This is a genomic window from Bacillus sp. YBWC18, assembly GCF_002998775.1.
Classification (GTDB): domain Bacteria; phylum Bacillota; class Bacilli; order Bacillales; family Bacillaceae; genus Bacillus.
Genome location: NZ_PVRI01000006.1, coordinates 38,961 through 63,247, shown reverse-complemented (window position 1 = coordinate 63,247; position 24,287 = coordinate 38,961). Strand labels below are relative to the sequence as shown.

Below are 24,287 nucleotides of genomic sequence, written 5' to 3'. Positions count from 1 at the left end.
TGACATTCATGCCATTTGTAAAAGTCAGTTATATGGAAAATGCGTACGATAAAGAAAGCTTAGCTTCTGTTAGCCAAACGATCATGAAGGCCCTGATGAAAGAATTTCATGTTCCTAAAAAAGATTACTTTCAGGTGTTCAGTTCACATAAGAAAGAAGAATTTTTTTATGATCCCGATTATCTACTTCATCATGAGAGGGATCATCGTCTTTTATATATCCAAATTACATGTGGTTCAGGAAGAACTCACGAACAGAAGCAGTCTTTATATAAGGAAATAGCTGACCAGTTAAATAGCCAACTCCATATACCAAAAGAAAATGTATTCATTATGTTGGTTGAGACAGGCTTGGAGAATTGGTCCTTTGGAGAAGGACTTGCGCAGATGATCAAGTAATGGAACGAATGGAGGAGGAAATAGATATGCATCAACCAATCAAGTCAACTGTGAAATTAACCCTCGGAGATTTTGCTCCAGCATTTGTTGAGTACTCCGAAAAAGTTCTCTTTGGGGATTTGTGGCGAAGAGAGGAACTTTCGCTAAGAGATCGAAGTATGATTACAGTCTCAGCTTTAGTAAGCGCGGGCAGCCTGAATCAGTTGGAATACCATTTACATCTGGCTAAAGAAAATGGTGTCATGAAAGAAGAATTGATCGAAGTGATAACGCATCTTAGTTTTTATATTGGATGGCCTAAAGCAGCTTCAGCACTAGAAGCAGCTAAACATATTCAGGAGGACAAATAAAGTTGATTAAACAACGGGCCCTATTTGAGATAAGAGTTTGAAGGTGATGGAACAAGGAAGATAAAGAAATTTGTACACCAAGTGCCCCTTTTCGTTCGGTTTTTTTGTTGTCCGTAGTTTTTTGTTGGACATCTTTCTGTACAACGGGTTTAGTTGTTTCTTCCTTTTTAAATAAAAAGTCTAAGAACATTTGTCTCCTCGATTCTGCATTCATTTCTTCTGTATATATCTTATCGTCTCATTGTCATACTTTTGAATGAAATTGACTCAATAGAATTGACGAAAGAACAATGAATAGGTGAAGATGAAATAAACTGTAAGATAAAGGGAGACGAATGATGATACATATCATATTTGGGGCGGCACCTGCCGGTAGTTTAAAACAAGCAATACGTGAAATGAAGCAAGATCAAATAGATGATATCATCGCTTTTAATGATATTTATTCGATTGGACCACTTCTACATTTACACGAACATGAAGGACAAGCGAACCGTATAGAGTGGCTGCGTAACGTGATGTCAAATGAATTTGGCTATTTTGATGACATGGTCAACGATCAGCAGAGAATGCTTCAGCAAATAAAAGAAATAAAGACTGGCAGTCGTATTCTCATCTGGACAGGCAGTAATGCCCATGAGCAAATTGGTTTGCGATATGCCGTCTATTTATTAAAAGAAAAAAGGGTTGAATTGTCTGTAATCAATATAACGACAGCATTTGATCAGCTGTTCAATACAAATACAAGAAGAATGATCCTTCGACATTCCGGAGAAATCGCTTCTGAAAAATTTAAAATTTTGTATGAGAGTAAAGAGCATATTCACCCAGTGACAAAAGAAGAGAGAGAAAGATTACAAAATGAATGGCTTTCACTTGCTAAAGAAAATCATACGCTGCGGATATGGCAAAAAGGACAAATGATCAGCGTACCAGAAGATGAATTTGATGCTTATTTAGTGAAAATGGCTAAGCGGCTTCATCAGTCCGCGCCAGAAGAGGAGTACATCGTCACTCCACGTCTAATAGGAGAAGTCATTGGTCATTTAGATCAGTATATCGGCGATGATTTTATTGAATATCGACTGAAGACATTAATTGATCAAGGGATTTTTGACATGAAAGGAAAACGAACTTCCATGCGTTATTACTCGTTTAAACTGACAGAGTTCGGTCAGAACTTCAAAAAATGGGTGTGCTGTCGAGAGTTTGTAGATCATCCCTTTGTGAAAATTGAAGGAGATTACGGTGGTGAACCTTTTCATTGCGGGTATTGTCAATGTCATTTAGAAAGAGATGATGTACCAGTAAGCGATACCCTTTTCTCAAAGATTTGGAATTGGGTCATACAGTATGGCCGCTGGTTTGACGAAGAAACCGATGATTTACTGCCAAATGGTGTAGACATGAAAAGGAAGTTTAATCAAGAAGGAGAGCGAATCACGAAAGAAGTGAAACGTGAATTATCTCCTGCGTATCAAATTGAATACACCCCAAGTGAATACGCGCAATATTACATTTAAAGAGGGAATTTCGTCACCACTGCACAAAATAAAGCTTTACATGTTCTATCATCATCATGTAAGATATGGAGAAATTAAAAGCGAAGAAAAGGACATGAGCCATTTTTACTGGTTACCAGAGAGGGAAGTCACGCTGAAATCTTCCTAACGCAGGAAAGTTGTCTTACCACCTTTGAGCTGTATTGGGGAAATTACAGTATCCAATATCGTCTACGCCACGTTACGGCACCAGAGCCATAAAGCGAATACGCATTATGGGAATTTGGGTGGAACCACGGATCACACATTCGTCCCTCTATGAGGGATGGGTGTGTTTTTTTGTACACTCATATATGATCATTGCTTCGAAAAGGACAAGAGCAGCTTTTATCGGTTACCAGAGAGGGAAGTCACGCTGAAATCTTCCTAACGCAGAAAAGCTGTCTTACCACCTTTGAGCTGTATTGGGGAAATCATAGTATCCAATACCGACTACGCCGCGTTACGGCACCAGAGCCATAAAGCGAATACGCATTATGGGAATTTGGGTGGAACCACGGATTACACATTCGTCCCTTTATGAGGGATGGATGTGTTTTTTTATTTCAAAAAAGATGAAAGGTGTGTCAGTGATGAGAGAAAAAATGGTGAAGATTCAATTTCCAGATGGAAAGATAAAGGAGTTTTTTGCAGGTACGACTGTCGCAGATGTTGCCTCCTATATTAGCCCGAGCTTAAGGAAGAAAGCAGTGGCAGGAAAGATCAATTATCAAATGGTCGATCTAAGTCACCAGCTAGACAGCGATGCTCGGCTGTCTATTGTCACACTCGATTCAAAAGAAGGGCTTGAAGTACTGCGCCATACATCTGCACACGTATTAGCCCAAGCGGTGAAAAGGTTATATGACAATGTCACGCTTGGAATCGGACCTGTTATCGAAAATGGATTTTACTATGATATGAAGCTCAATCAAACATTAAGTGTAGAGGATTTGGCTGTAATTGAAAAAGAAATGGAAAACATCATAAACGAGAATCATCTCATCCAAAGAAAAGAGGTATCTTACAAAGAAGCTGAATCGTTGTTTGCACATGATCCATATAAGCTGGATATTTTAAAAGGTCTACCCTCTCAAGAAGCCATCACAGTTTATCAGCAAGGAGAATTTATCGACTTGTGCCGTGGACCACATTTACCTTCTACTGGGTACTTAAAGTCATTTAAACTAACACGTGTTGCAGGGGCTTATTGGCGGGGAGACAGTCATCAAGATGTATTGCAGCGAGTGTATGGTGTAGCGTTTCAACATTCAAAACAACTAGCTGAATATCTTCATTTCATGGAAGAAGCAAACAAGCGTGATCACCGGAAATTAGGGAAACAATTATCTCTGTTCATGTTTTCGGAAGAAGCGCCAGGTATGCCGTTTTATTTACCAAAGGGTCAGCTTGTCAAAAATGAATTAATGGCTTTTTCTAGAGAAGTGCGAGGCAAAGCGCAATATGAAGAAGTGAGCACACCGTTTATGATGAACCAAGAGCTTTGGGAAAAGTCGGGACATTGGGATCATTATCATGAAAATATGTATTTCTCAGAAGTAGACCATACAAGCTTTGCTTTAAAGCCTATGAATTGTCCAGGACATATGCTCATGTTTAAAAATAGCTTATTTTCATACAGAGACCTTCCCATCAGGATGGCTGAGTTTGGTCAGGTGCATCGTCATGAATTTAGCGGAGCATTAAATGGATTGTTCAGGGTCAGAACATTTTGCCAAGATGATGCCCATATTTTTTTGAGAGAAGATCAAATTGAAGCTGAAATCAAACGGATTTTCCAATTAGTTGATCATGTGTATCGGACATTTGGATTTGAGTACTCTGTGGAACTATCCACTCGTCCTGAAAAAGCGTTAGGCGATGATGCCATTTGGGATATCTCTGAATCAGCGCTAAAGAATGTGCTTGATCGGCTAAAAGTCGATTATCAGCTAAATGAAGGAGATGGGGCATTTTATGGCCCGAAAATCGATTTTCATATAAAAGATGCCTTGCAGCGGAGCCATCAGTGCGCCACAATTCAGTTAGATTTTCAAATGCCTGAGAAATTTGATTTAACATATATCAATGAAAAGAATGAAAAGGTACGGCCAGTTGTCATTCATAGTGCCATTTTCGGTTCTCTGGATCGTTTCCTTGGCATTCTCATCGAGCATTTTGCAGGCGCCTTCCCGTTATGGCTGGCACCAGTACAAGTACAAATCATCCCTGTCTCAACGGTTCACCTTGATCACTGCCTTGAGGTGCAGCAGCAATTAAGAAAGATCGGAATAAGAGTGACAATCGATGAACGGGATGAAAAACTCGGCTATAAAATGAGAGAAGCACAAATGCAAAAAATCCCTTATATCGCTGTCATTGGTGATACAGAAATGCAAGATAAAACATTGAATATCAGACAGCATGGAGAAAAGACATCTAGACAGCTGTCTATTGACGACTTTAAACACTTGGCAGCTCAGCAAATAAAAGAAAGAACAACTGCTCAAATATGATGTGGTGATTTCATGAAGAAGGATCAGACGTTCATTGAATGATGGGCGTCTTTTCATTTGCTGAAAAGCTGAATCTGCAATGGAAAGGGAAAATATTGAAACATTTCTTCGGGTAAAATCGTAATAAAGATAGAGCGTTCAACAGAAACATTTAAAGCGGAGAGGAGTATTACATGGAACAAGCTGCACTGAAAAAGATGAGGACAAAACAAATAGCTGTCTCTAATTTGATATTCGGACTTATGATCATCGCTTTTTTTATGGTGATTCAAATCTTTAATATCCAACTTACACATTTCTTTTTGTGTTTAGGCATTTTAATGCTTCTCCAAGGCATTATAGGCTTTATCAAAAAAGGAAAAACAAAGTTTTTCATACCTATTTTTGAGCAGGTAGCTATTTATGAAAAAGAGAAATTAGGAAAAGAGTGGGAGAAAGAAAAATTTTTAGAGAATGTTTGGAAAGTCGTATTGAGTGGCATTATGTTTTTTCAATCATTTAGTTTTCAAAATGTAACGAATCCATTTAGTGACATCGATCCTGTATTTACCATTTTCTTGTTTTTAATCGTTCTAGCCTCTATCAATATAAGCATGCTTTTTCGCTTTCGAAAAATCGACAGATCGACTGAAGGAGAATTAACAGGCTATACAAAAGAGTCTAACATGATGGGAATTGCTTTAGGGTTATTGATGGCAATCATCATCTCTATCTTTATCGTAATTTTTCTTCTTCCATAAAACATCATTATTTTGAGGTGAAACCATTGAATGCAAAAATTAAACAACTGATCGATCAGACAAAGGCGAAATTTGGCTTAGATCTTTATCATCTAAAAAGACACAGCTTTCATCGTTACGTCAATATGTTTAATGAAACGATTTATACATTGAATATGGAATGGTTCCCCTCTCATGAAGCTGAACCTGAGGACGACGATGTCAACCCAGACGGCACAGCCGTTATTGAAGTGAATTTGAATACGGGACAGGTGGAAACAGTTATTTTTGTCATGGACAAAACCTATGCGCAGCATGGTGTCACATTTAAGAGACCATATCCAGTTCATGTCATTCAATGGATCGAACAAGAAACAGGGTTGATCTATGGTGAGCATTTTCACATGCATCAGAAGGAGAAAGGGGGACTTTTTTTCGAAGAAGCAATAGATGGTGTGAAAGTGACGCCTTCAGGCAGAATTGAGGTGAAATGGGATGAACATGGACAGCTCATGTACTTTACACACCACGGACCATTTTTAGCCAAAACATTACTGAGAGCTGAGGACTATGTGCTTTCTATTGATAAGCTGGAGAACTTAGCCGAGCAGCAAGTGCAGCGGTTTGAATGGCCTTCCTTCGATCAGAATCGAATCCGATCTATTTATGCGTTAGAAGAAATTTATGTCAAGAACGATGGAACAGGAACTCTTCCGTTTGAAATTGGACGTGAAGAAACACTTTGTATACACATGAATGAGGTCATTGAATGGAATGAACCGTTAAACAAAGCCTTTGAAAAAAAGGAAATAAATATCCATGAGGACATTTCAGCTGAACAAGCTTTCTCATTGGAGCCTTCACCGGATACCATCCCGATATCAAAAGAAGAGCAAACTGAGTGTATAAAAGCAGTCCGAACCTTTTTGGCGCAAAAATATTCAAAGGATACAGGAAAGTGGGTTCTGAAAACACTCCATCGTGATCATGGATACATCCATGCGATATTAAAAACGAACGAGCAAGAAGGCAGTGGATTTATGGACAAGATCAAGGTCTTCATTGATGCCAGCTCGTTTGAAGCCGTTAATTACATAGATAAAAAAGAGATGTTTCAAGTGTGCGGAATACTCAATCCTTCTCAAGCGGCAAGTGAAATTTCTGTATCTCAGAAAGAAGCCTTTGAAAAATTGAGAGAACGTCTCGAACTGACACCTATCTACGTCTATGACGAAGCGCAAAAACAATATGTTCTATGCGGAAAGCTCGATTGCCATGATGGTGTTGATGCAGAGAGCGGCGAAGTGTTTTCTTTGAAAGACCTCTCATAATTTCTTAAGGAACAGTGAGGAGCTGTTCTTTTTTGTCTCATTGCACCAATGTTTTGAAGAAATTTGGAATTTTGTAGCAGGAAGTTGTCGTTTCATCACGAAAGAAACAGATAAGAATATGATCATAGGTCCATCGGTTGGAATATAGTAGACGTCATACATATGAAACACTCATGACAGTAAAGTTGAGCTACAATGCTTTTTGAAGAAAAATGAAATCGTGTCTCTAGTAGTATACGACATTTGGTGGACTGACATCATAGGATGACTTGAACACGTTTGTTTTTAGGTAAGCTTGAAGCCATGATAGAAGAAAGTGAGGATATCTGCCTTGAGTACATTGGAAGTGTTTCGTCAGTTTTTGGTTGACCATTATCCTGCGTTACAAGATGAGCTTTGGCTGAAAGATGTTGATACCCTTCGAATCTCTCCTATTCTTCATCCTTTTCTGAAAAGCAAGCTGCCAGAGGGGATCGAAAAATTCACTTGTGTCCTATTCACGCAGCAGACAGATCAAACCGCTGCACCGCTCAAAGTATACCTTCTATTAGATGAATATGAGCAATCACTTTACGCCATTGATTTGATGAATGAACAAATCGTGCTTCATTAATACAGAAGCAAAAAGCTGCTTGAGAAGCTCTCAAGCAGCTTTTTTTGATGAACATTAGTCGATCATATCAACCAATCTTCGGTTCAAGTTGTCCAATTCTTTCTTTGTTGGAAAAGAGCTGATCAGCAGTGTATATCGTCCAAATGGAATAGGGAGCTCGGTATCGGTCACGATCATATCAATCCCAAGTTGATCCATCGTTACATCATTTAATGTATTTTCTGGACTTGTAAAAGTGTGAATGAGAGGAGGCACGCTTAATTTAATTAAATCTGCTATAAACAAACTATGATAATAGCCTAATGTTGAAATAACAAATATGTTCAACACGTTTCTTCGCTCCATTTCCAATTGAACAAGCCCTCTCCAGGTAGACGTAATGATACGGATCAATTCCCGTTCATTTTTCACAAAAGAAGCGAGTATATCGTCTGTTTTTAACTCTTGGATGATATGAGTAATCCTCGAATAGAAGTAAGGAAGCTGCTCTTTCACCTCTGATAAATAACTCGATTTCTTTTTGAAAAGGAATCCATCTCTCACGGTAATTTCCTTAGAATACACATAATATTGGAGAAGAATCAGTGTCATCACCTTGCGATTAGCCACCTCTTGATGATAAATCAACTCCAATTGATTGATAAATGATTGAATGGCTTCAAAGAGGCGTGGTGTATGCGATTGAAAGAACGTCAACTTTTCTTCGACAGATTCAATTGATTTAAAGTGGCCAATAGCTGGTTCGATCAATAGTAAAAAGACAAATTCGTGATGATCCAGTGTAATACCAAAAATGTCCTTTGTCATTTGGCAAATGTGCTCTTCCCAGTTTTTGATTTGATTATAGATACCTTTGGCTGTAGAGGTCTGTTTTTCTTCATTCATCGAGTACGTATAATTGCGTCGTATGGTAAAATTTTTCCTCACTCGGTGAATGGAAACACCGAGCCACAGGCAGTATTTATCTATAGCCACATCTGGTACATGGACTTCGAGCACCTGAAATAGCTCTTGTAATAAATCAACTGCGTCTTGCTTTTGAATATCATCGAATGGCCAAAGCCGGCTTCCATACACTTCAAACAAAAACTCAACAAAGAATTGACGAATCTCCTTCTCATCCCCATGGAACTGCATACTATCTGGGCGTAACTCGATGTCATAGGATGTAAGGATCGAATTGATTTTATGAATGGTGTTATACAATGTGGATCTACTAATATTAAGCGTGTCCATCCATTCATAGAAAGACCTGTTTTGTTCGAAAAAAATGCCGTCAATCAATCGAATTTCAATCGTATCTTTTAAAATTTCTTTGATATAGTAGTCTACTCGTATCGTCTGTGTATAACAAATGGATATGCCTTGTCTTGGCTTTATGTGGATTAACGGCTCTCCATTCTCTGTTTTGAACGATTTCATTTGTTCTAAATCGCTTTGAATGGCACGAACCGAACCGATATGTTCATTCGATATTTCTTGAAGGCTCCACCACTTATTTTTGGATACAAGCAGTTTTAAAATTTTTATCCATCTCTTTGATTTATTATCAATGAGCTCCATCAAACAACTAACTCCTTCCCTTGGCTTGCCTCTATATTATGAAGTTCACTTAAAGAACATTTGATTCTCAAAATAGGCATGAAATGATTGTAATGTTTAGGCTAAATCGTTTTGTCTTCACTTTTGATGATAAAAGAGAAAAAAATTAGACGAAAACAAAAGTTATGCGCTGATTCTCCATATTTTTCTTTTAAAAGGTGATAAGTAAGCCATGAATCCTATAAAAATGGATCATTTTAGATATTTTGTTTATTTTTTTGCTGTTGAAACGGTAAATGTAAGAATAAAACGGAGCAGCTTTTTGATTACCATATGAAAGGGAGTAGAAAGGAATGCGATCTATATGATGCTGAACTGACTCACCATACATACCATATGATACAAGCTTGTTTCATATGAACGAACCTTATGTGAATACATGCTTATATATGCATGTACACATCATTTGTTGTTCATACCAGTATCAATAAAAATTCACATTTATTCTTTCATGATCCCTCTCACTATTCCCCATTTCTATAGACCCCTATCCCGTTAGTAAACCCACTATTCATAATTGATCAACTCATTTTATTCATAGGGTCTTAAGGTGCAATTTTTAGAAAATATTTGATCAGAAGCGGAGTGATTGATCAGACAGTATACAAATGATTTTTTTATCGTTGTTGAAAATTAATTTTAGAAAAGGGTGGATGTATTGAAAAGAATATTGGCGCTGGCACTTATTACCGTGTTAGTCATTCAGTCTAGTATATTAGGAGTTTTGCCTTTGGCAGGGGCACAAGCAAAAGACATTCAAGAAAACATTTATGGGGATATTGAGTTTGCTGATAGCGAAGGAAACAAGTTATCAAACATGGAAGATCAGCTAGTAAGAAAGGCAACTGTCCATTGGTCTATAAAAGGAATTGATCTAAAAAAGCAATATCCGTATGTTTTCTCTCTTCCTTCAGCCATTCAGGTAGAGAAGGAGCAGAATGAACCAATTATTGTCAATGAAGTATCTGTTGGAGAGTATACCGTTTCGAAACAAAATGAAGTGACGGTGATATTTAAAGAAGATGTTGAGATTGATCCAAATTTAGAAGGATCAATAGACATCGATGTCACCAGTATAGCTGAGCCAAAAGAGAAAACAAAGCAAAACGAGCGTGAAGAAAGCCTTCCTAAAGATGACTCAACCTCAACTGAGAAAGACAAAGCAGCTAAGAATCAAGAAGCCGCTCAAACGAAACAAAGCGATGAGGATGAATTACTAAAAAACAAAGTGAACGTATCTAAGCGTGTAGGGCTGCAAAGTGTTTCAAAACAAATGCTGATACAAGAAAATCTCCTCACTGATGCGAAATTGATATTTGAAGATCAGGAAGGAAATTCAGTTGATAGGCCTGATATCAACTCGCTGATTTCCATTAACTATAAGTGGGCCATCCCGAATGGGCATAGCTATAATGGCGGTGATGAATTCCATTTCAAGGTTCCAGAGGAATTAGTGATTTACGAAAAAATCGATCGTCTCGAGATGAAATTTAATCAAGCAACCATTGGTTATTTTTCTGTAGATGAAAGTGGAAATGCCTCCATCGAATTCACTGACTTTATCAAACAATATTCAAATATCCATGGAACACTTCAAGTGTGGACGCAATTAGATAAAAAAACTGTCATTACTGAAGAAAAAGAAGTGGTCATTACTCCAATTGAAGGCAAAGATACGATATCGATCCCGATTCAATACATTCCAAATGGTCCAAACGTCTCTAAAAAGGGAGAACCAAATCGATCTTACAATGCTGAAACCATTCAATGGACAGTCGATTTTAATATGGACTTAGACGAAGTGAAACAAGCGAGACTTTTAGATCCGATTCAAGAAGGTCAAGCGTTAAAGAAAGATTCAATCAAGCTTTATCGTGTTGATACAAAGCTAAATGGTGAAACATCGATTGGTCACCAGCTTGACGAAAACCACTACACCATCGGCCAAACAGCAGATGGTCAAGATTTCACGATTGAATTTAAAGATGACGTGCATCTAGCTTACCGTTTAATGTATGAAACGGACATTACGAATCAAGATCAGTCTGCGTTTCGTAATAAAGCGTCCCTTGTCTCTGCTGATAAAGTGATTAGTTCAGCAGAAGGAACAGTGAATGTGACAAGAGGCAGTCCTTTAAATAAAAAAGCCGCCCACTACGACCCAGTCACACAAACAATTACGTGGGAAATTCGTTATAACTATAACGAAAAAAAGATGGCTGAAAAGGATGCTTTGTTAGAAGACTTCTTTAATGGCACACAGGCGCTGATTTCTGATTCATTTCAAGTCAAGGAAGTCACAATTGATCAGAATGGCAAAGAATCAGGAACAAAAGCGTTTGGAAATTATGTGGTTCAACCTCAAAAAAAGGATGAACAAAACGGGTTTACCTTGCAATTCAATCAAGATATTCAATCGGCTTATCTCATCACATATCAAACAAAAGCAACCGAGCGGATTTTTGAAGCTGAAGAGATTATCAATACTGTAACAGCTGGCAAAGAGAGCAAACAAGGGAAGCAAAGAATTGACCAGCAAATCCTAACGAAAAATCATGGAACACCGAATTACAAGAACAAGACCATTCCATGGCGTATCACCTTCAACAAAGATCAACAAACCATGAACAACCTGATATTAAAAGATACGTTTACAAACGAAGGATTGACGCTGCAAAAAGATAGTTTAAAAGTGACGACAGGAAATACAGTGCTTGAAGAAGGCACAGATTATCAAATAGTTGAACATGCAAATGGATTTGATATTCAATTTACGAAAGAAATAAAGACAGAACATACAGTCACATATACAACGTCTTTTGATTATGAAAAAAGAGCAGATAAAGATCAAAAGAACCTGCGTAATCATGTAAAGCTTGAATGGGTAAATGAAGATGGCAAGGATTTGACGAAGGAAAATCAGTCTGTCTTCACGCCTGACACATACACGCAGTCAAATGGGTTCAAGAACGGAACATATGATGCAAAGAAAAAAGAGATCACCTGGAATATCGGTGTGAACTATAACTTGAAACATTTAGAAGAGGCGAAAATCGAGGATTTCATTCAAGGAAATCAGCGTTTGCTTAAAGATTCAATCACCATCTACTCGCTTGATTTACATGGCGGGGAAAATGGAGCAGAAGAAAAAGAGGTATTAGCGAAAGAACATTATGACATCAAATTCCTTGAAAATGAAAAGGGAGAATCAGGCTTCGAAGTCATTTTCAAAAATGCCATTGATTCCCCATACAAAATCACGTATCAAACAAGTGTTGAAGGAATGGATTTAGTACAGAAAACCTACGAAAATAAAGCGGCCCTTTATGATGGAAAGACGAAAGAATCAGATGTGAACGCTGTAGTGTCCATTCCAAATGGAGGGAAATACACGAGCAAATCAGGAAATCAGCAAGGGAAAGTTATTGATTGGAAACTGAATATCAACTTTGGTCAATCAACAGTCCAAGATGCGACGATTATAGACCATCCGAGCAGTAACCAAGCCATAATAGAAAACTCATTTCATCTCTATTCGACGACAATAGATGAAAAGGGGCAAGTGACCAAAAAGGAAGAGCTGGAAAAAGGGAAGGATTATGAACTAGACCTTGAATTCGATCCAGACTCTTTTCAAATCAAATTTAAAGAAGACATCACCAGACCATATATTTTAGAATATCAATCTCTCATTTTAGATAAGGTGGGAAGTACACTTCATAACGAAGTAACGTTTAGAGGTGAAAATGTAAAAGAAATAAAAAAGGAATCCGAAGCCTCAATTGTGGTAAAACGCACCGCTGGCATGGGAGATGGCACGGGAGCGATTGGCGCTTTAACCATTAAAAAGGTAGATGCGAGTAATGGAAAAGTGCTAAAAGGAGCAAGCTTTTCTCTGACAGATGCTGCGAGCGGTATCGTCATTGGAACAAAGGCAACAGATGAAGAAGGAGCTCTTCGATTTGATCGTCTCTTGTATGGTGACTATATAGTGACAGAAGTGAAAGCACCTGATGGTTATATGAAGAACAAGGAACCGATCCATGTAACGATTGATCAGCCTTACGAATCAGGAGATCAAGCGAAAACAGGAAATAGCATGACGGTGCAGAACCAAGAAATCCGCCAGCATGTCAAGTTAACAAAAAAAGACAAAGAGACGGGTGCAGCATTAGAGAATGCAGAATTTGAACTAAAAAATGAATCTGGAGATACCGTCCAAACCCATTTGAAAACGGACGAAAAAGGAGAAATTCTTTTCAAACATCTTGAGCCAGGTTCCTATTATTTCGTTGAGACAAACGCACCGAAAGGCTATCAATTAAATCAGCAAAAATGGCCGTTCACAATTAAAGAGAATCAAACAGAAACAACGACTGTAACCGCAGTAAATGACATGATAAAAGGCTCTGCAGAATTGATCAAAATAGGTGAAGGCGGAGAGAGACTAGAAGGTGCACAATTCAAGCTCTTAGATCAAGATGGGCATGAGCTAAAAGATTCGCTTGTCACAGGAGAAAATGGCAAGATCAAGATAAACGAACTAAGACCGGGTACGTATCAGCTCATTGAAACAAAAGCACCTGATGGTTATGTATTAGATGAAACGCCAATCAAATTTGAAGTACCACTCGATCCAAAGGAACCGGTCATCATTTCGAAAAAGAACCTATATGAAACAAGTGCATTAGAAGTGATGAAAGAAGGAGAAGATGGCAAGAAGCTTCAAGGTGTTCGATTTGAAATCATGGATCAAAATGACGAAGTCGTGCGTAAAGATTTGACAACAGATGAAGATGGGAAACTTTTGATCGACAACCTCAAACCGGGCAAATATCAGCTCGTGGAGACAGAGAGTATTGATGGTTACCAAAAGAAAAATAAACCTTATCCTTTTACCATCGAAATCGCACAAAAAACTCAGGCAGAGATAAAAGTAATCAATGATCTTAAAACTGGAGCTGTCCAGCTCACGAAGCTCGGTGAAAAGAATGATGTGCTTAAAGGAGCAGAATTCAAGCTTTTAGATGCAAATGGAAAAGAGATTGAAACGGGTCTCGTCTCAGATCAGAACGGGCAGATCACAATCAGCGATCTTAAACCTGGAACCTATCAGTTTGTTGAAACGAAGGCTCCATTCGGTCATGAGCTTGACGAAACACCTGTCACTTTTGCTATTCCATTTAACCCACAGAAGCTGGTCAGTGTCACAAAAGAAAATAGCCGCACAACAGGCGGAGTGCTGTTACACAAAAAAGGCGAAGATGGGAAATCTTTAGAAGGGGTTGTCTTTGATCTATCTGATGCTAAAGGAAAGATAGTGGCAGGAGGAGAAGGGATTACAACCAATCAGGATGGAAAGATCACCTTCACAGGTCTAAAACCTGGAACCTATCAATTTGTTGAAAGAAAGAGTCTTGAAGGCTATGAATTGAATGCGAAACCACTTGTCTTTCAAGTTGAATTAGGTCAAAAAAAGTTGATTCAAGTGGAGGCAATCAATCAGCTCAAGAAAGGTTCTGTAGAACTAACAAAAGTAGGGGAAGAAAAAGAAAGATTGAAAGGCGCAGAATTTACACTTTTCAATGACGATGGTAAAGAATTGATGTCAGGTTTAACAACCAACGAGAAAGGCATCATCACTGTAAACGATTTGAAACCAGGCGCTTACCAATTGGTTGAAACGAAAGCACCTTTTGGACATAAACTAGATGCAGAACCAGTAGACTTTAAGATTGATTTCAACCCAAATCAACTGGTGAAAGTGACAAAAGAAAATATTCGGACGACAAGTGCTGTGAAGCTTCAGAAAAAAGGGGAGGATGGACAGTTGCTCGCTGGGGTGACCTTTGACCTGATTGATGAGCATGATCAGCGTATTCAGAAAGACTTAAAGACAGACAAAAACGGTCAACTGACAGTCGATCAACTGAAACCAGGAACCTATCGATTTGTCGAAACAGCAAGCATTGCCGGCTATGAATTGGATCAGACACCTGTCTCATTTACGATTCGTTTAGGTCAAGACAAACCAGCAAAAGTAGAAATGATCAACAAACTGACGCCGGGGGCAGTGGAACTGACCAAAGTGGATGATGAGGGACATACGCTGGAAAATGCAGAGTTTGCTCTTCTGAGTAAAGAAGGGAAAACGTTGAAGACATTACTTGTAACGGACCAAAAAGGAAAGGTCCACATCAACCATCTAAAACCGGGAGAATATCAATTCGTTGAAACGAAAGCACCTCACGGCTATCAATTGGATGATCAGCCGATCCCGTTTACAATTGAGAAAAATCAGCAGAAGCCACTTCAATTAACAGCGAAGAATCACTTGATCTTAGGAAGTCTGCGTATCATAAAGGTAGACCAGCAGACAGATAGAACCTTAAAAGGTGCAGCCTTTGACATTCGTACAAAAGCCGGGAAAACCATAAAATCTGTGACAACAGGAAAAGACGGAGAAGCCATTGTAAAAGGGCTTAAACCTGGTGAGTATATACTGACAGAGACGAGAGCTCCAAATGGTTATGTAGCTTTAAAGAAGCCGCTCATCTTTACAATTCAAATGGGCGAAGTGGAGATCAAGACAATGATTGTGAAAAATGCACCAGTAGAGAATGAAGAGGACCACACGAATCCTCCAGCCTCACCTAAAGGTGATCAACATCCGCCTCATGACTCAAACGGTGAGCTGCCAAAGACCGGAGAAGAATGGCTGCGTTATTTGATGTATGCAGGGATTTTACTAGTAGCTTCTGGAACTGTTCTTCTTGTTGTCAGAAGAAGAACCATTCAGTAAGAGGAAGGAACGAGTGTATTAATGAAAAAAAGAACCTTATTAGGCAGCTTTTTGGTGGTCGCGGGGCTGATGCTCATCGCCGTTCCTTTTATATTTGAGTGGCGAACTTCTCAAGAGACAGCGGCAATGGAACAGGCATTAAAGATGATTGAAGAAAATGACAGTGATGCCCTTTCTTCTATTCCACATTTAACTGTGTCAGAGGAAGACCTACGAGATGTGATGGAGCTAGAGATCCCGTCAATTGATTTAAACGAAAAAGTGCTTCCAGTTACATCAAAAGAAAATTTAGGTATTGCACTGACTCAAATCAAATCTCATCAAATGCCAGGTGAAGGGAATTTCACGATTGCAGGGCATAGAGGGTATAGAGGTGATCGTCTTTTCAGGCAGCTGCCAGAGGTGCCGAAAGGAGAAAAAGTCGTCTTACATCATCAAGCGGAAACATATGAATATAAAATTGTCAGCTCAGCTACGATTGAACCGAGGGATGTTGATGTACTAAAGGATCGCGGGAAAAATGAACTGACATTGATCACTTGTACTCTTGATGGTCAGAAACGATTTGTCTTAAAAGGAATACGAGTCAATGCTTCAAAGGGTGAGCAACCGTCGGATGTATAACACCAACATAATAGATGATGGGTACGATGGAAAAGCAGCGTTGACGACCGACATGTTACACCAATTGTTATCAGAGCATTATCCAACATTAAAAAACGAACTTTGGGATGTTGATGTAGATACAATTCGGACTTCGCCTATTCTTCATCCTATATTAAAAAGAAAGCTTCCAATTGGTATCGAGAAATTCACCTGTGTTTTGTTCACACAGCAGACAGCAGCTTTTGGGGAACCTTTGATTGTGTACTTTTTATTAGATGAAAAAGGCGGATCGATTTACGCAATGGGTCTCTTGCTCGAGCAGCAAGATACCCATTAAACGAGAAATAAAAAAGGAAGGGGCTTTGACTCCCTTCCTTTTTTGTCATTCAATCACGCAAACAACTTCAGCCCGACCACACCAATCACGATCAGCAGCAAGCTGAGTATACGAATCATGTTTTTCGGCTCTTTAAATAGAATCATATTAAACAAGACAGAGCCCGCCGTTCCAAGTCCAATCCAGACCGTATAGGCAACGGATACTTGAACGGAAGAGAACGAGGCGTATAAAAACAAAAAGGATAAGGCAAATCCGCCAACAAATAAAATGCCTGTCGTGATTTGCTTTTTCTTACTGAACATATTGAGACCAATGGTTCCGCCAATTTCAAAGGCAGAGGCTAACAGCACAAAAAACCAGCCCATTTATACCGCTTCTCCTTTCTGCTCATGTGCATCTCCATCAGACACTTTCAGTCCAATAATGCCGAGAATTAAAATGCCCATAAATAAGAGCTTTTCTAATGAAAACGAACCGCCAAACAGCGCATAATCCATCAAAGACGTACCAATCGTTCCAACTCCGGCAAACACGGCGTACACGGTCCCTGTCGGCAGCTTCTCGCAGGCTTTCATTAAAAAATAAAAATCAACCGGGATCAGGCAGATAATGATCGCCCACTCCCACACAGCATCAGCTTTATTTAAACCAAACACCCAAAGTAATTCGAATAAACAAGTGAGTGCGACATACATCCAGCTTTTTTTCATCCTATTTCCTCCTAAAACTGACGATTCGTCATTTTGAAGCCAAAAAAGAGCGTACAGCAAGTGCTGTACTAAGTTAAGGTGTCTCTATGCCAAGTGCGTAAAGGAGAAATTGCTTCACCTCTCGCTTTTGAATCAGAACCTCTTCTGTATCTGTTTCTGTAAATAAGTACATTTGCTCAGCAGACGATTCCAGTAAACCGATAATGAATTTGGCTGCATATTGACAGTTCAAATTCGCACGGACTCTTTTGTCCTGCTTTGCTTTTTCTAAAAAAGCAGCGACCCATTTGTAAATCGGCTCATAAATATCTTCCCATTCCTTTAAATGCTCCGTGGCAGCTAAACCTGAGTAGGTCAGAGCAAGGACGTCACGGTATTGTCTTGTAAAAGAGAAGATGAATTCAACAAGCGCATCTGCTTGATCGAGGACATCCGCATGCTGTGTTAATTCTTTTTCAATAGCGGGGACCATCTGTGAGATCAGATATTCTGCGATAGCAGGCATGACAGACAGCTTTGAAGGAAAATATAAATAATATGTTCCTTGTGCCACTCCTGCTGCTTTCACAATATCCGAAATGGTCGTCTTTTCAATTCCTTTTTCTTTAAACGCGTCAATGGCAGCAAGCATAATCTTTTCTCGTTTCGACACATCTTCACCGACCTTAAATGACTGAATGTCAGTCATTTTAGCTGAAAAATGACGATTTGTCAATATGGTATTCTCGTCATTGAATATGAGAATAAGTGATGAATAGATGCGGGCAGGCCTGAATAAGCTGTAAATATGGTCAAGCATCATGTGAGAAAGGGGCAGCTCTCCGTATGACATCCAGTGCTATAGTTTCCATTGCTTATTTTCTCCTGCTCGTCCCGCTCTATCTACATATGAGATACAGACAGGCGAAAAAGCAAAAACGATTTATCTATTTACGTACAGAATTAGTTCTTGTCTGTCTATTTATTTATACGAATGTTTTATTATATTTGACGGTCTTTCCAAATCGTTTTTCCGCACCAAGGGATCAGGTGAGTGTCAATCTCATGCCTTTGCAGTCCATTTATCAAAATCTCCACGCCTACCATCACGGCTATCCCAATCTTGTTTTTTTAAATCTGGCAGGGAACATTTTGTTATTTGTGCCACTTGGTTTTTTTCTATATCAAGCATTTCGTACCATGCGCTGGCAAAAGGCGATTCTTGCTGGCTTTTTCTTGTCAACAATGATTGAAGTGCTTCAATGGATGTTCTCGCAATCTGGTATGATTACAAGAAGCAGCGATATTGATGATATCCTCTTAAATACACTTGGCACAGCGCTAGGTTGTATTTTGTATCGGATGTATCGACGAAGGAAGGAGAAAATCAAGTGAAGCGAGTTTGTATCATTCCATGTGGGGCTAAGAAAATTTGGGACGTCCATCCAGAGGCAGGGAGCCAGCCGGCGAATCTTGTTTATTTAAGTCCGCTGCATCAGCGTACGAAAAGCTATGCTCAAACGTTCTTTTCAGACTGGCTGATCTTATCAGCGAAGCACGGATTCTTAAAGGCAGATGAGATCATTCATGAAAATTATGATGTGGCTTTTGGTACACCGCATGCTGATCAAATGACACGAGAAGCACTAAGGCAACAATTTCATGAAAAACATCTCACTGCATATGATGAACTAGTGATTCTAGGTGGAAAGAAATATCGAAAGGTGATCGATCCTTTGTTACTTCCTCATCAAACAGCGATTTATCCGCTGGCTCCATATAAAGGAATTGGCTACATGCTTCAGGCGTTAAAGCAAGCCGTTGAGACAAAAGTAGAACTTCCGCCGCATATTTAAACCATTCACATCTACCAGTAAGCAGGGTTTTTATCATCAAAAAGAGAATGAATGAAATAGCGATGCTGATTGTTTCATATCTTTTCAGCAACCACTAGGATGTCCGCATCGCTTAGAAGAGGTGGCTATTTGAAAAAGGGGGCGTATGAACATGACAACCATCTATTTAGCTGGTGATTCAACCGTTTCATCTTACCCAGACCGTCCTGTTCAAGGAGGATGGGGAGAGTTTTTACATCGCTATACAGCGCAAGGCGTGAGCGTCGAAAACCGTGCAATCGGTGGAAGAAGCTCAAAAACATTCATTGAAGAAGGACGGCTTGATGACATATTGGCTGACATTCAGCCAGGGGATTGGCTGTTCACACAAATGGGGCACAATGATGCTTCAACGGAGAAGCCCGAGCGGCATACAGATCCTTTCACGACGTATAAAAGCTATTTGTCTCAATATATTCATGGAGCAAGAGCGAAAGGAGCAACACCGCTTTTATTAACGCCAGTCGGCCGCTTTCATGAAAAAGACGGTGAATATATCAATGATTTCCCTGATTACTGTGCCGCTATGAAAGAACTAGCCGATGAAGAAGAGGTCCTGCTCGTTGATTTGAATACGGCAAGCCTTCAGTTTTATCAAATTTCCGGCATAGAGAAAACGACCTCTTACTTTATGCTGTCAACAGGCATAGAGGATCGCACGCACTTTACAAAAGAAGGAGCAGATGCGATCGCACGACTTGTTTCGCTTGAATTAAAAGACCTTGGGTTAACGATAGTGTGATGGATGACAGGACGAGAAAGCACTCGTCCTGTTCTTTTTTTGCAGAAAGCTATTGATTCCTTTCACCAGAGTAGACTACAATAGGTACATATGATAATGAGAATCAATATCACTTATAAATAGATCAATCGATGAAAAACTGGAGGGACTCAAATGACAGAGCAGCTTGAATTGTTTGACGTCACCATTATTGGCGGCGGTCCAGCAGGAATGTACACCGCCTTTTATAGTGGGATGCGAGACTTAAAGACCAAGGTACTTGAATACAACGAAAGCCTTGGTGGAAAAATCCTTCTGTATCCTGAAAAAGTCATTTGGGATGTAGGGGGTTTGCCGCCAACAAGAGGCGAACAGCTGATTCAGCAGCTGGAAACGCAGGCGAAAACATTTGAACCAGAGATCGCACTGAATCAAAAAATCACAACATTTGAGCGCGATGAACATCATAATATTTTACTGACGGCTGAAAATGGCGATCGTCATTTGACAAAGACCCTCATATTAGCGATGGGCCACGGCATTCCTGTCCAGCGGAAACTTGAAATCGAGCATGCAGACCGCTATGAAGTGACAAACCTTTATTACACAGTGCAGGAGCTTAAGACATTTGCAGGAAAGCGGGTTGTTATCTCTGGAGGCGGCGACTCAGCGGTTGACTGGGCAAATGCCCTTGTTCCAATTGCTGAAAGTGTGACCGTCGTGCATCGCCGTGACATGTTTGGCGGACATGAGAAAAACGTCGCCAACATGAAGGCAGCTTGCACACGAATTTTAACCCCGCATGAACTGACAGAACTTCATGGTCAAGGCGATAAAATTGATGCTGTCACCATCCAAAACATAGAGACAGGTGAAATCGAGCGAATGGAAACAGACGCTGTCATCGTCAATCACGGCATGAAAGGCGATTTAAGTGTTCTATCAGAATGGGGACTCAAGCAGGGTGAATGGGGACTTATCGAGGTCAATGAAAAAATGGAAACCAATTTACCAGGCGTCTATGCGGTAGGTGATTTATGTACACATAAAAGCAAGGTCCGCTTAATAGCTGGGACATTTGTTGACGGAGTCAATGCGCTCAATAGCGCAAAGCTTTATATCGAACCAGAAGCCGAAAAAGTGGCGTACGTGTCCTCACATAATGAACGCTTTAAAGAGAAAAACAAAGAATTGCAAACGGCTGGAGCTCGTTAAATCATTCAAATCACATCATAAAAGTGCTGCCCGCATGTGGCAGCACTTTTTATGTGGGGCTATGAACTGCGGGGCGCAAATAACATCACACTGACCCCGGCCAAACAGATCACAGCACCTATCCAGTCATAGAGATCAGGTGTTTTACGATCGACCCACCAGCCCCAAAACACAGCAAGAACCACAAACACACCGCCATAGGCCGCATAAACTCGTCCAAAGGTCGGAAACTGCTGGAAGGTAGGGATGACCCCATAAGCGACCAGAATGAGGCTTCCAGCGATTCCATAGCTGGCAGGTTTGGCTTCACGCAGCCAAAGCCACACGAGATAGCCGCCGCCAATTTCCGCTAATCCTGCTAATAAAAAAAGAAAGATCGTCAAGATCATTGAAGGACACTCCAATTCGTTTCGTTACCTTCTATTATGACATGTTGAAAAAATGCGTTCTACTTCAATTAAATTGTGAGGGAGACGAGAGTTTGCTAAAATCAACTGAACAGAGAATGGACACACATGGATTCTTGACTTTTTTGATATAACTGATCCAAATGACCGTTTTGGTTCGTAAAGTAAGTACATTCTCATGAGGAGCACACTTCCTTTTTCAGCTACCGTGGCAGTCACCCTTGAACCAAAAAAGGATAACCAGCTGCCGCAAGGACCTGTCGTACTAAGCGCTGCTTTTTAAGTTTGATTCATGAAGGATGCCTTTTGGAGGCATCCTTTTTCAATAAGAAAAGGAAACTTTTTGGCAAATAAGACGTAGTACATATGGAGGTGAAACAGATGAAACCATACATAGAAAAAGAACTATTTCTCTTATCAGTCAGACACGCATGTATTGCATGTTATTTTTTAGTATTTCCGTTTGTTGCACAAGTCCTTTATACCCCATCACCTTTATTGATCGCCCTCATCGCTCTTTTTATGACTCATAACTTAGTAGAATGTATTATTTGGTTTTACAAATCGAGAAAGATCAGGAAGCACCAGTCTGGTGATCTATCGAAACGAGGACATGTCTTTACTCAGCTCATGCAAAGGCTGGAACAGCTGATCATGATCGGTTTTGTTGTTTTCTTTATCACTGAATGGATGCAGGGAGCGGCTGATCTCCAAACTCTTTCACTAGCTATTTTTCTATTGATGATTTTTTTCCTACAGCACATTCAGTTTTATTACGTCCAGCTATTCTTTAAATCCAAAAGCTGGTTCTCCTATGTTCCTTCATTGCAAAAGGCACGTCCTTCTTATATAGCGAGGGAGCGAAAGGCTTTGAAGAGATCCTAAATGTGCAAACTATCCAAAAACATCAGAAAATTATGATAAAATGTGGAAAAGAAGCATGGAGAAAGGGAGTGCGAGCGAGTGAAAGCCGTTGGACTATTGGAGTACTTACCGATTGAGCATGAGCAAAGCCTGATGGATCAGGAAGTAGAAAAGCCTAAAGCAACGGGCAGGGATATACTGGTGAAGGTAGAGGCAGTCTCAGTGAATCCAGTTGATACAAAGGTGAGATCACCGAAGGATCAGAAGGAAGAAGAACTGAAAATTCTTGGCTACGATGCAAGCGGCACGGTTGTTGAAGTCGGTGAAGCGTGTACATTATTTCAGCCTGGTGACCACGTGTACTATGCGGGAGATATCACGCGTCAAGGCTCAAATAGTGAGTATCAGCTTGTGGATGAACGTATTGTGGCGAAAAAGCCTGCCAATCTCTCCTTTGCAGAAGCAGCCGCGATGCCTCTTACGACGATTACGGCATATGAAGCGTTATTTGACCGGATGCATATGAAGCGAAATGCAGAAGGGGCAACATTGCTAATCATCGGTGGTGCAGGCGGAGTAGGTTCTATCGCCATTCAACTAGCCAAATTAGCGAATGCCACTGTGATCGCTACCGCATCAAGACCTGAAACAAAAGAGTGGTGTCTGTCATTAGGTGCCGATCATATCATTGATCATCATGAGCCGCTTCTCGCGCAGCTTCAGGAAAAAGGAATAGGCGAAGTGGATTTTATTTTATGCTTAAATGACACAGATGGACATTTCAAAGGCATGGCAGAAGCCATAAAACCCCAAGGCACGATTTGTACCATTGTCGAGAATCAGCACAACCTAGACATTCAATTACTCAAAAATAAAAGTGCTGCATTTGTATGGGAGTTCATGTTCACACGCCCTATGTACAAAACAGCGGACATGATCAAACAGCATGAGCTTTTAACAGAGGTAGCTGAGTTATTTGAACAGGGAACATTAACGCATACCTTAACAAAGGTTCTCAGTCCGATCAATGCTGCTCATTTGAAACAGGCACATCAAACGCTTGAGCAAGGAAAAATGATTGGTAAATTTGTGCTGGAAGGATTTGAGAGAGGAGAGAGCGTATGACGTCATTACAATATCCGATTGGCTTATATGAACCGGTTGAAGAAAAAACGAAAGAACAGCTTGAGGCATGGATTGATCAGTTGGCTGCGATTCCACAAGAGTATGAAGCGGTGACCTATCAGTTGACAGATGCTCAGCTAGATACACCCTATCGGCCTGGAGGATGGACCGTCCGTCAGCTCATTCATCACGTAGCAGACAGTCATCTGAATGCATACTTACGATTCAAGCTTGCGCTCACAGAAGAAACACCGCACATACGTCCATATGATCAGGCGGGATTCGCCGAGCTTCCAGACACCAAAGCGCCCATCAGCCTATCACTGCCCTTAATCAGCAGTCTGCATCGCAGGTGGGTTACATTACTTCGAGGGATGTCAGAGGAAGACTTCACTGCGTCCTATTATCACCCAGCCGATCAACAAACGGTGTCCTTATATGATGCAACAGGAATGTACGTCTGGCATTCAAAGCATCACCTTGCCCATATCACGGAGTTAATCAAAAAAAATCAGTGGAATTAAAGGAGACATCATATGTCTGGTAGAAAAAT

Annotated in this window: 22 protein-coding genes and 2 other annotated features; of the genes, 17 read left to right on the top strand and 5 right to left on the bottom strand. The window is 40.1% G+C overall.

Annotated elements, in window-relative coordinates:
• Window positions 1–8 precede the first annotated feature (8 nt).
• The 7 genes from C6348_RS16035 (at window position 9) to C6348_RS16000 (ending at window position 7,468) form a co-directional block, all read left to right on the top strand.
• A complete protein-coding gene (locus tag C6348_RS16035; protein WP_106043719.1) occupies window positions 9–398 on the top strand; it encodes a tautomerase family protein in 390 nt (129 codons plus the stop codon).
• 26 nt (window positions 399–424) lie between these two features.
• Complete coding sequence (locus C6348_RS16030; RefSeq protein WP_106043718.1) at window positions 425–748, top strand: carboxymuconolactone decarboxylase family protein; 324 nt, start codon at window positions 425–427, stop codon at window positions 746–748.
• 338 nt (window positions 749–1,086) lie between these two features.
• A complete protein-coding gene (locus C6348_RS16020) occupies window positions 1,087–2,271 on the top strand; it encodes a DUF1835 domain-containing protein (RefSeq protein ID WP_106043717.1) in 1,185 nt (394 codons plus the stop codon).
• Between the two features lie 74 nt (window positions 2,272–2,345).
• Window positions 2,346–2,569, top strand: a binding site (T-box leader).
• A gap of 37 nt (window positions 2,570–2,606) precedes the next feature.
• Window positions 2,607–2,830: a binding site (T-box leader), on the top strand.
• A gap of 52 nt (window positions 2,831–2,882) precedes the next feature.
• Entirely contained in the window at window positions 2,883–4,805 is a 1,923-nt protein-coding gene (gene thrS / locus C6348_RS16015) for a threonine--tRNA ligase (RefSeq protein WP_106043817.1), read from the top strand.
• Window positions 4,806–4,978: 173 nt separating this feature from the next.
• Window positions 4,979–5,545, top strand: a complete 567-nt coding sequence (locus C6348_RS16010) for a hypothetical protein (protein ID WP_106043716.1) — start codon at window positions 4,979–4,981, stop codon at window positions 5,543–5,545.
• 26 nt (window positions 5,546–5,571) lie between these two features.
• A complete protein-coding gene (locus tag C6348_RS16005) occupies window positions 5,572–6,855 on the top strand; it encodes a hypothetical protein (protein ID WP_106043715.1) in 1,284 nt (427 codons plus the stop codon).
• A gap of 331 nt (window positions 6,856–7,186) precedes the next feature.
• On the top strand, window positions 7,187–7,468 hold the full coding sequence (locus tag C6348_RS16000) for a hypothetical protein (protein ID WP_003217864.1): 282 nt from the start codon (window positions 7,187–7,189) through the stop codon (window positions 7,466–7,468).
• 54 nt (window positions 7,469–7,522) lie between these two features.
• Here the strand turns inward: C6348_RS16000 and C6348_RS15995 are convergent, their stop codons facing one another.
• Window positions 7,523–9,031, bottom strand: a complete 1,509-nt coding sequence (locus tag C6348_RS15995) for an AcpB/EbpR/MafR family transcriptional regulator (RefSeq protein WP_106043714.1) — start codon at window positions 9,029–9,031, stop codon at window positions 7,523–7,525.
• A 697-nt stretch (window positions 9,032–9,728) separates the two neighbouring features.
• On the opposite strand from C6348_RS15995, the gene C6348_RS15990 reads away from it, so the two are divergent.
• From C6348_RS15990 to C6348_RS15980, 3 genes are read left to right on the top strand one after another with little or no spacing between them, the layout of a single operon-like run.
• Window positions 9,729–15,872 (top strand): SpaA isopeptide-forming pilin-related protein, encoded by a 6,144-nt coding sequence (locus C6348_RS15990; protein WP_106043713.1) that lies wholly within the window; start codon window positions 9,729–9,731, stop codon window positions 15,870–15,872.
• 21 nt (window positions 15,873–15,893) lie between these two features.
• Complete coding sequence (locus C6348_RS15985; protein WP_106043712.1) at window positions 15,894–16,496, top strand: class D sortase; 603 nt, start codon at window positions 15,894–15,896, stop codon at window positions 16,494–16,496.
• Complete coding sequence (locus tag C6348_RS15980; RefSeq protein WP_106043711.1) at window positions 16,489–16,815, top strand: hypothetical protein; 327 nt, start codon at window positions 16,489–16,491, stop codon at window positions 16,813–16,815. Before C6348_RS15985 ends, C6348_RS15980 begins: the two co-directional genes overlap by 8 nt.
• 53 nt (window positions 16,816–16,868) lie before the next feature.
• Here the strand turns inward: C6348_RS15980 and C6348_RS15975 are convergent, their stop codons facing one another.
• The 3 genes from C6348_RS15975 to C6348_RS15965 all read right to left on the bottom strand — a co-directional run bounded on the left by C6348_RS15975 (window position 16,869) and on the right by C6348_RS15965 (window position 18,180).
• A complete protein-coding gene (locus tag C6348_RS15975) occupies window positions 16,869–17,183 on the bottom strand; it encodes a DMT family transporter (protein WP_034665057.1) in 315 nt (104 codons plus the stop codon).
• A complete protein-coding gene (locus tag C6348_RS15970; RefSeq protein ID WP_017358819.1) occupies window positions 17,184–17,528 on the bottom strand; it encodes a DMT family transporter in 345 nt (114 codons plus the stop codon).
• 73 nt (window positions 17,529–17,601) lie between these two features.
• Window positions 17,602–18,180, bottom strand: coding sequence for a TetR/AcrR family transcriptional regulator (locus C6348_RS15965; RefSeq protein WP_060595824.1), 579 nt, complete (start codon window positions 18,178–18,180; stop codon window positions 17,602–17,604).
• 173 nt (window positions 18,181–18,353) lie between these two features.
• Between C6348_RS15965 and C6348_RS15960 the strand changes: the two genes are divergently transcribed.
• The 4 genes from C6348_RS15960 to C6348_RS15945 all read left to right on the top strand — a co-directional run bounded on the left by C6348_RS15960 (window position 18,354) and on the right by C6348_RS15945 (window position 21,338).
• Complete coding sequence (locus C6348_RS15960; protein ID WP_106043710.1) at window positions 18,354–18,902, top strand: VanZ family protein; 549 nt, start codon at window positions 18,354–18,356, stop codon at window positions 18,900–18,902.
• The gene (locus tag C6348_RS15955) at window positions 18,899–19,363 is read left to right on the top strand and encodes a DUF6884 domain-containing protein (protein ID WP_095286097.1); all 465 of its coding nucleotides are present in this window, start codon (window positions 18,899–18,901) and stop codon (window positions 19,361–19,363) included. The genes C6348_RS15960 and C6348_RS15955 overlap by 4 nt, the downstream gene beginning before the upstream one ends.
• A 151-nt stretch (window positions 19,364–19,514) precedes the next feature.
• Window positions 19,515–20,144, top strand: coding sequence for a rhamnogalacturonan acetylesterase (locus C6348_RS15950; RefSeq protein WP_034665049.1), 630 nt, complete (start codon window positions 19,515–19,517; stop codon window positions 20,142–20,144).
• Window positions 20,145–20,297: 153 nt separating this feature from the next.
• Window positions 20,298–21,338, top strand: coding sequence for an NAD(P)/FAD-dependent oxidoreductase (locus C6348_RS15945; RefSeq protein WP_106043709.1), 1,041 nt, complete (start codon window positions 20,298–20,300; stop codon window positions 21,336–21,338).
• Window positions 21,339–21,397: 59 nt separating this feature from the next.
• On the opposite strand, the gene C6348_RS15940 is transcribed toward C6348_RS15945, so the two are convergent.
• Complete coding sequence (locus tag C6348_RS15940; RefSeq protein WP_106043708.1) at window positions 21,398–21,727, bottom strand: YnfA family protein; 330 nt, start codon at window positions 21,725–21,727, stop codon at window positions 21,398–21,400.
• 399 nt (window positions 21,728–22,126) lie between these two features.
• Here C6348_RS15940 and C6348_RS15930 point away from each other — a divergent pair, with 399 nt between their 5' ends.
• The 3 genes from C6348_RS15930 to C6348_RS15920 all read left to right on the top strand — a co-directional run bounded on the left by C6348_RS15930 (window position 22,127) and on the right by C6348_RS15920 (window position 24,258).
• Window positions 22,127–22,630 carry a hypothetical protein gene (locus C6348_RS15930; RefSeq protein WP_106043707.1) on the top strand — a complete coding sequence of 168 codons (504 nt, stop codon included), beginning with the start codon at window positions 22,127–22,129 and terminating at the stop codon, window positions 22,628–22,630.
• A gap of 78 nt (window positions 22,631–22,708) precedes the next feature.
• Window positions 22,709–23,734 (top strand): zinc-binding alcohol dehydrogenase family protein, encoded by a 1,026-nt coding sequence (locus C6348_RS15925; protein WP_075611046.1) that lies wholly within the window; start codon window positions 22,709–22,711, stop codon window positions 23,732–23,734.
• Window positions 23,731–24,258: a YfiT family bacillithiol transferase gene (locus C6348_RS15920; protein ID WP_075611047.1), complete on the top strand. Its 528-nt coding sequence runs from the start codon at window positions 23,731–23,733 to the stop codon at window positions 24,256–24,258. The genes C6348_RS15925 and C6348_RS15920 overlap by 4 nt, the downstream gene beginning before the upstream one ends.
• The last annotated feature ends 29 nt before the right edge of the window (window positions 24,259–24,287 follow it).

Coding starts and splice junctions, on each gene's coding strand:
- C6348_RS16035 (WP_106043719.1), top strand. CDS start 9: ATGCCATTTGTAAAAGTCAGTTATATGGAAAATGCGTACGATAAAGAA.
- C6348_RS16030 (WP_106043718.1), top strand. CDS start 425: ATGCATCAACCAATCAAGTCAACTGTGAAATTAACCCTCGGAGATTTT.
- C6348_RS16020 (WP_106043717.1), top strand. CDS start 1,087: ATGATACATATCATATTTGGGGCGGCACCTGCCGGTAGTTTAAAACAA.
- thrS (WP_106043817.1), top strand. CDS start 2,883: ATGAGAGAAAAAATGGTGAAGATTCAATTTCCAGATGGAAAGATAAAG.
- C6348_RS16010 (WP_106043716.1), top strand. CDS start 4,979: ATGGAACAAGCTGCACTGAAAAAGATGAGGACAAAACAAATAGCTGTC.
- C6348_RS15995 (WP_106043714.1), bottom strand. CDS start 9,031: ATGGAGCTCATTGATAATAAATCAAAGAGATGGATAAAAATTTTAAAA.
- C6348_RS15985 (WP_106043712.1), top strand. CDS start 15,894: ATGAAAAAAAGAACCTTATTAGGCAGCTTTTTGGTGGTCGCGGGGCTG.
- C6348_RS15980 (WP_106043711.1), top strand. CDS start 16,489: ATGTATAACACCAACATAATAGATGATGGGTACGATGGAAAAGCAGCG.
- C6348_RS15975 (WP_034665057.1), bottom strand. CDS start 17,183: ATGGGCTGGTTTTTTGTGCTGTTAGCCTCTGCCTTTGAAATTGGCGGA.
- C6348_RS15970 (WP_017358819.1), bottom strand. CDS start 17,528: ATGAAAAAAAGCTGGATGTATGTCGCACTCACTTGTTTATTCGAATTA.
- C6348_RS15960 (WP_106043710.1), top strand. CDS start 18,354: ATGACATCCAGTGCTATAGTTTCCATTGCTTATTTTCTCCTGCTCGTC.
- C6348_RS15950 (WP_034665049.1), top strand. CDS start 19,515: ATGACAACCATCTATTTAGCTGGTGATTCAACCGTTTCATCTTACCCA.
- C6348_RS15945 (WP_106043709.1), top strand. CDS start 20,298: ATGACAGAGCAGCTTGAATTGTTTGACGTCACCATTATTGGCGGCGGT.
- C6348_RS15940 (WP_106043708.1), bottom strand. CDS start 21,727: ATGATCTTGACGATCTTTCTTTTTTTATTAGCAGGATTAGCGGAAATT.
- C6348_RS15930 (WP_106043707.1), top strand. CDS start 22,127: ATGAAACCATACATAGAAAAAGAACTATTTCTCTTATCAGTCAGACAC.
- C6348_RS15920 (WP_075611047.1), top strand. CDS start 23,731: ATGACGTCATTACAATATCCGATTGGCTTATATGAACCGGTTGAAGAA.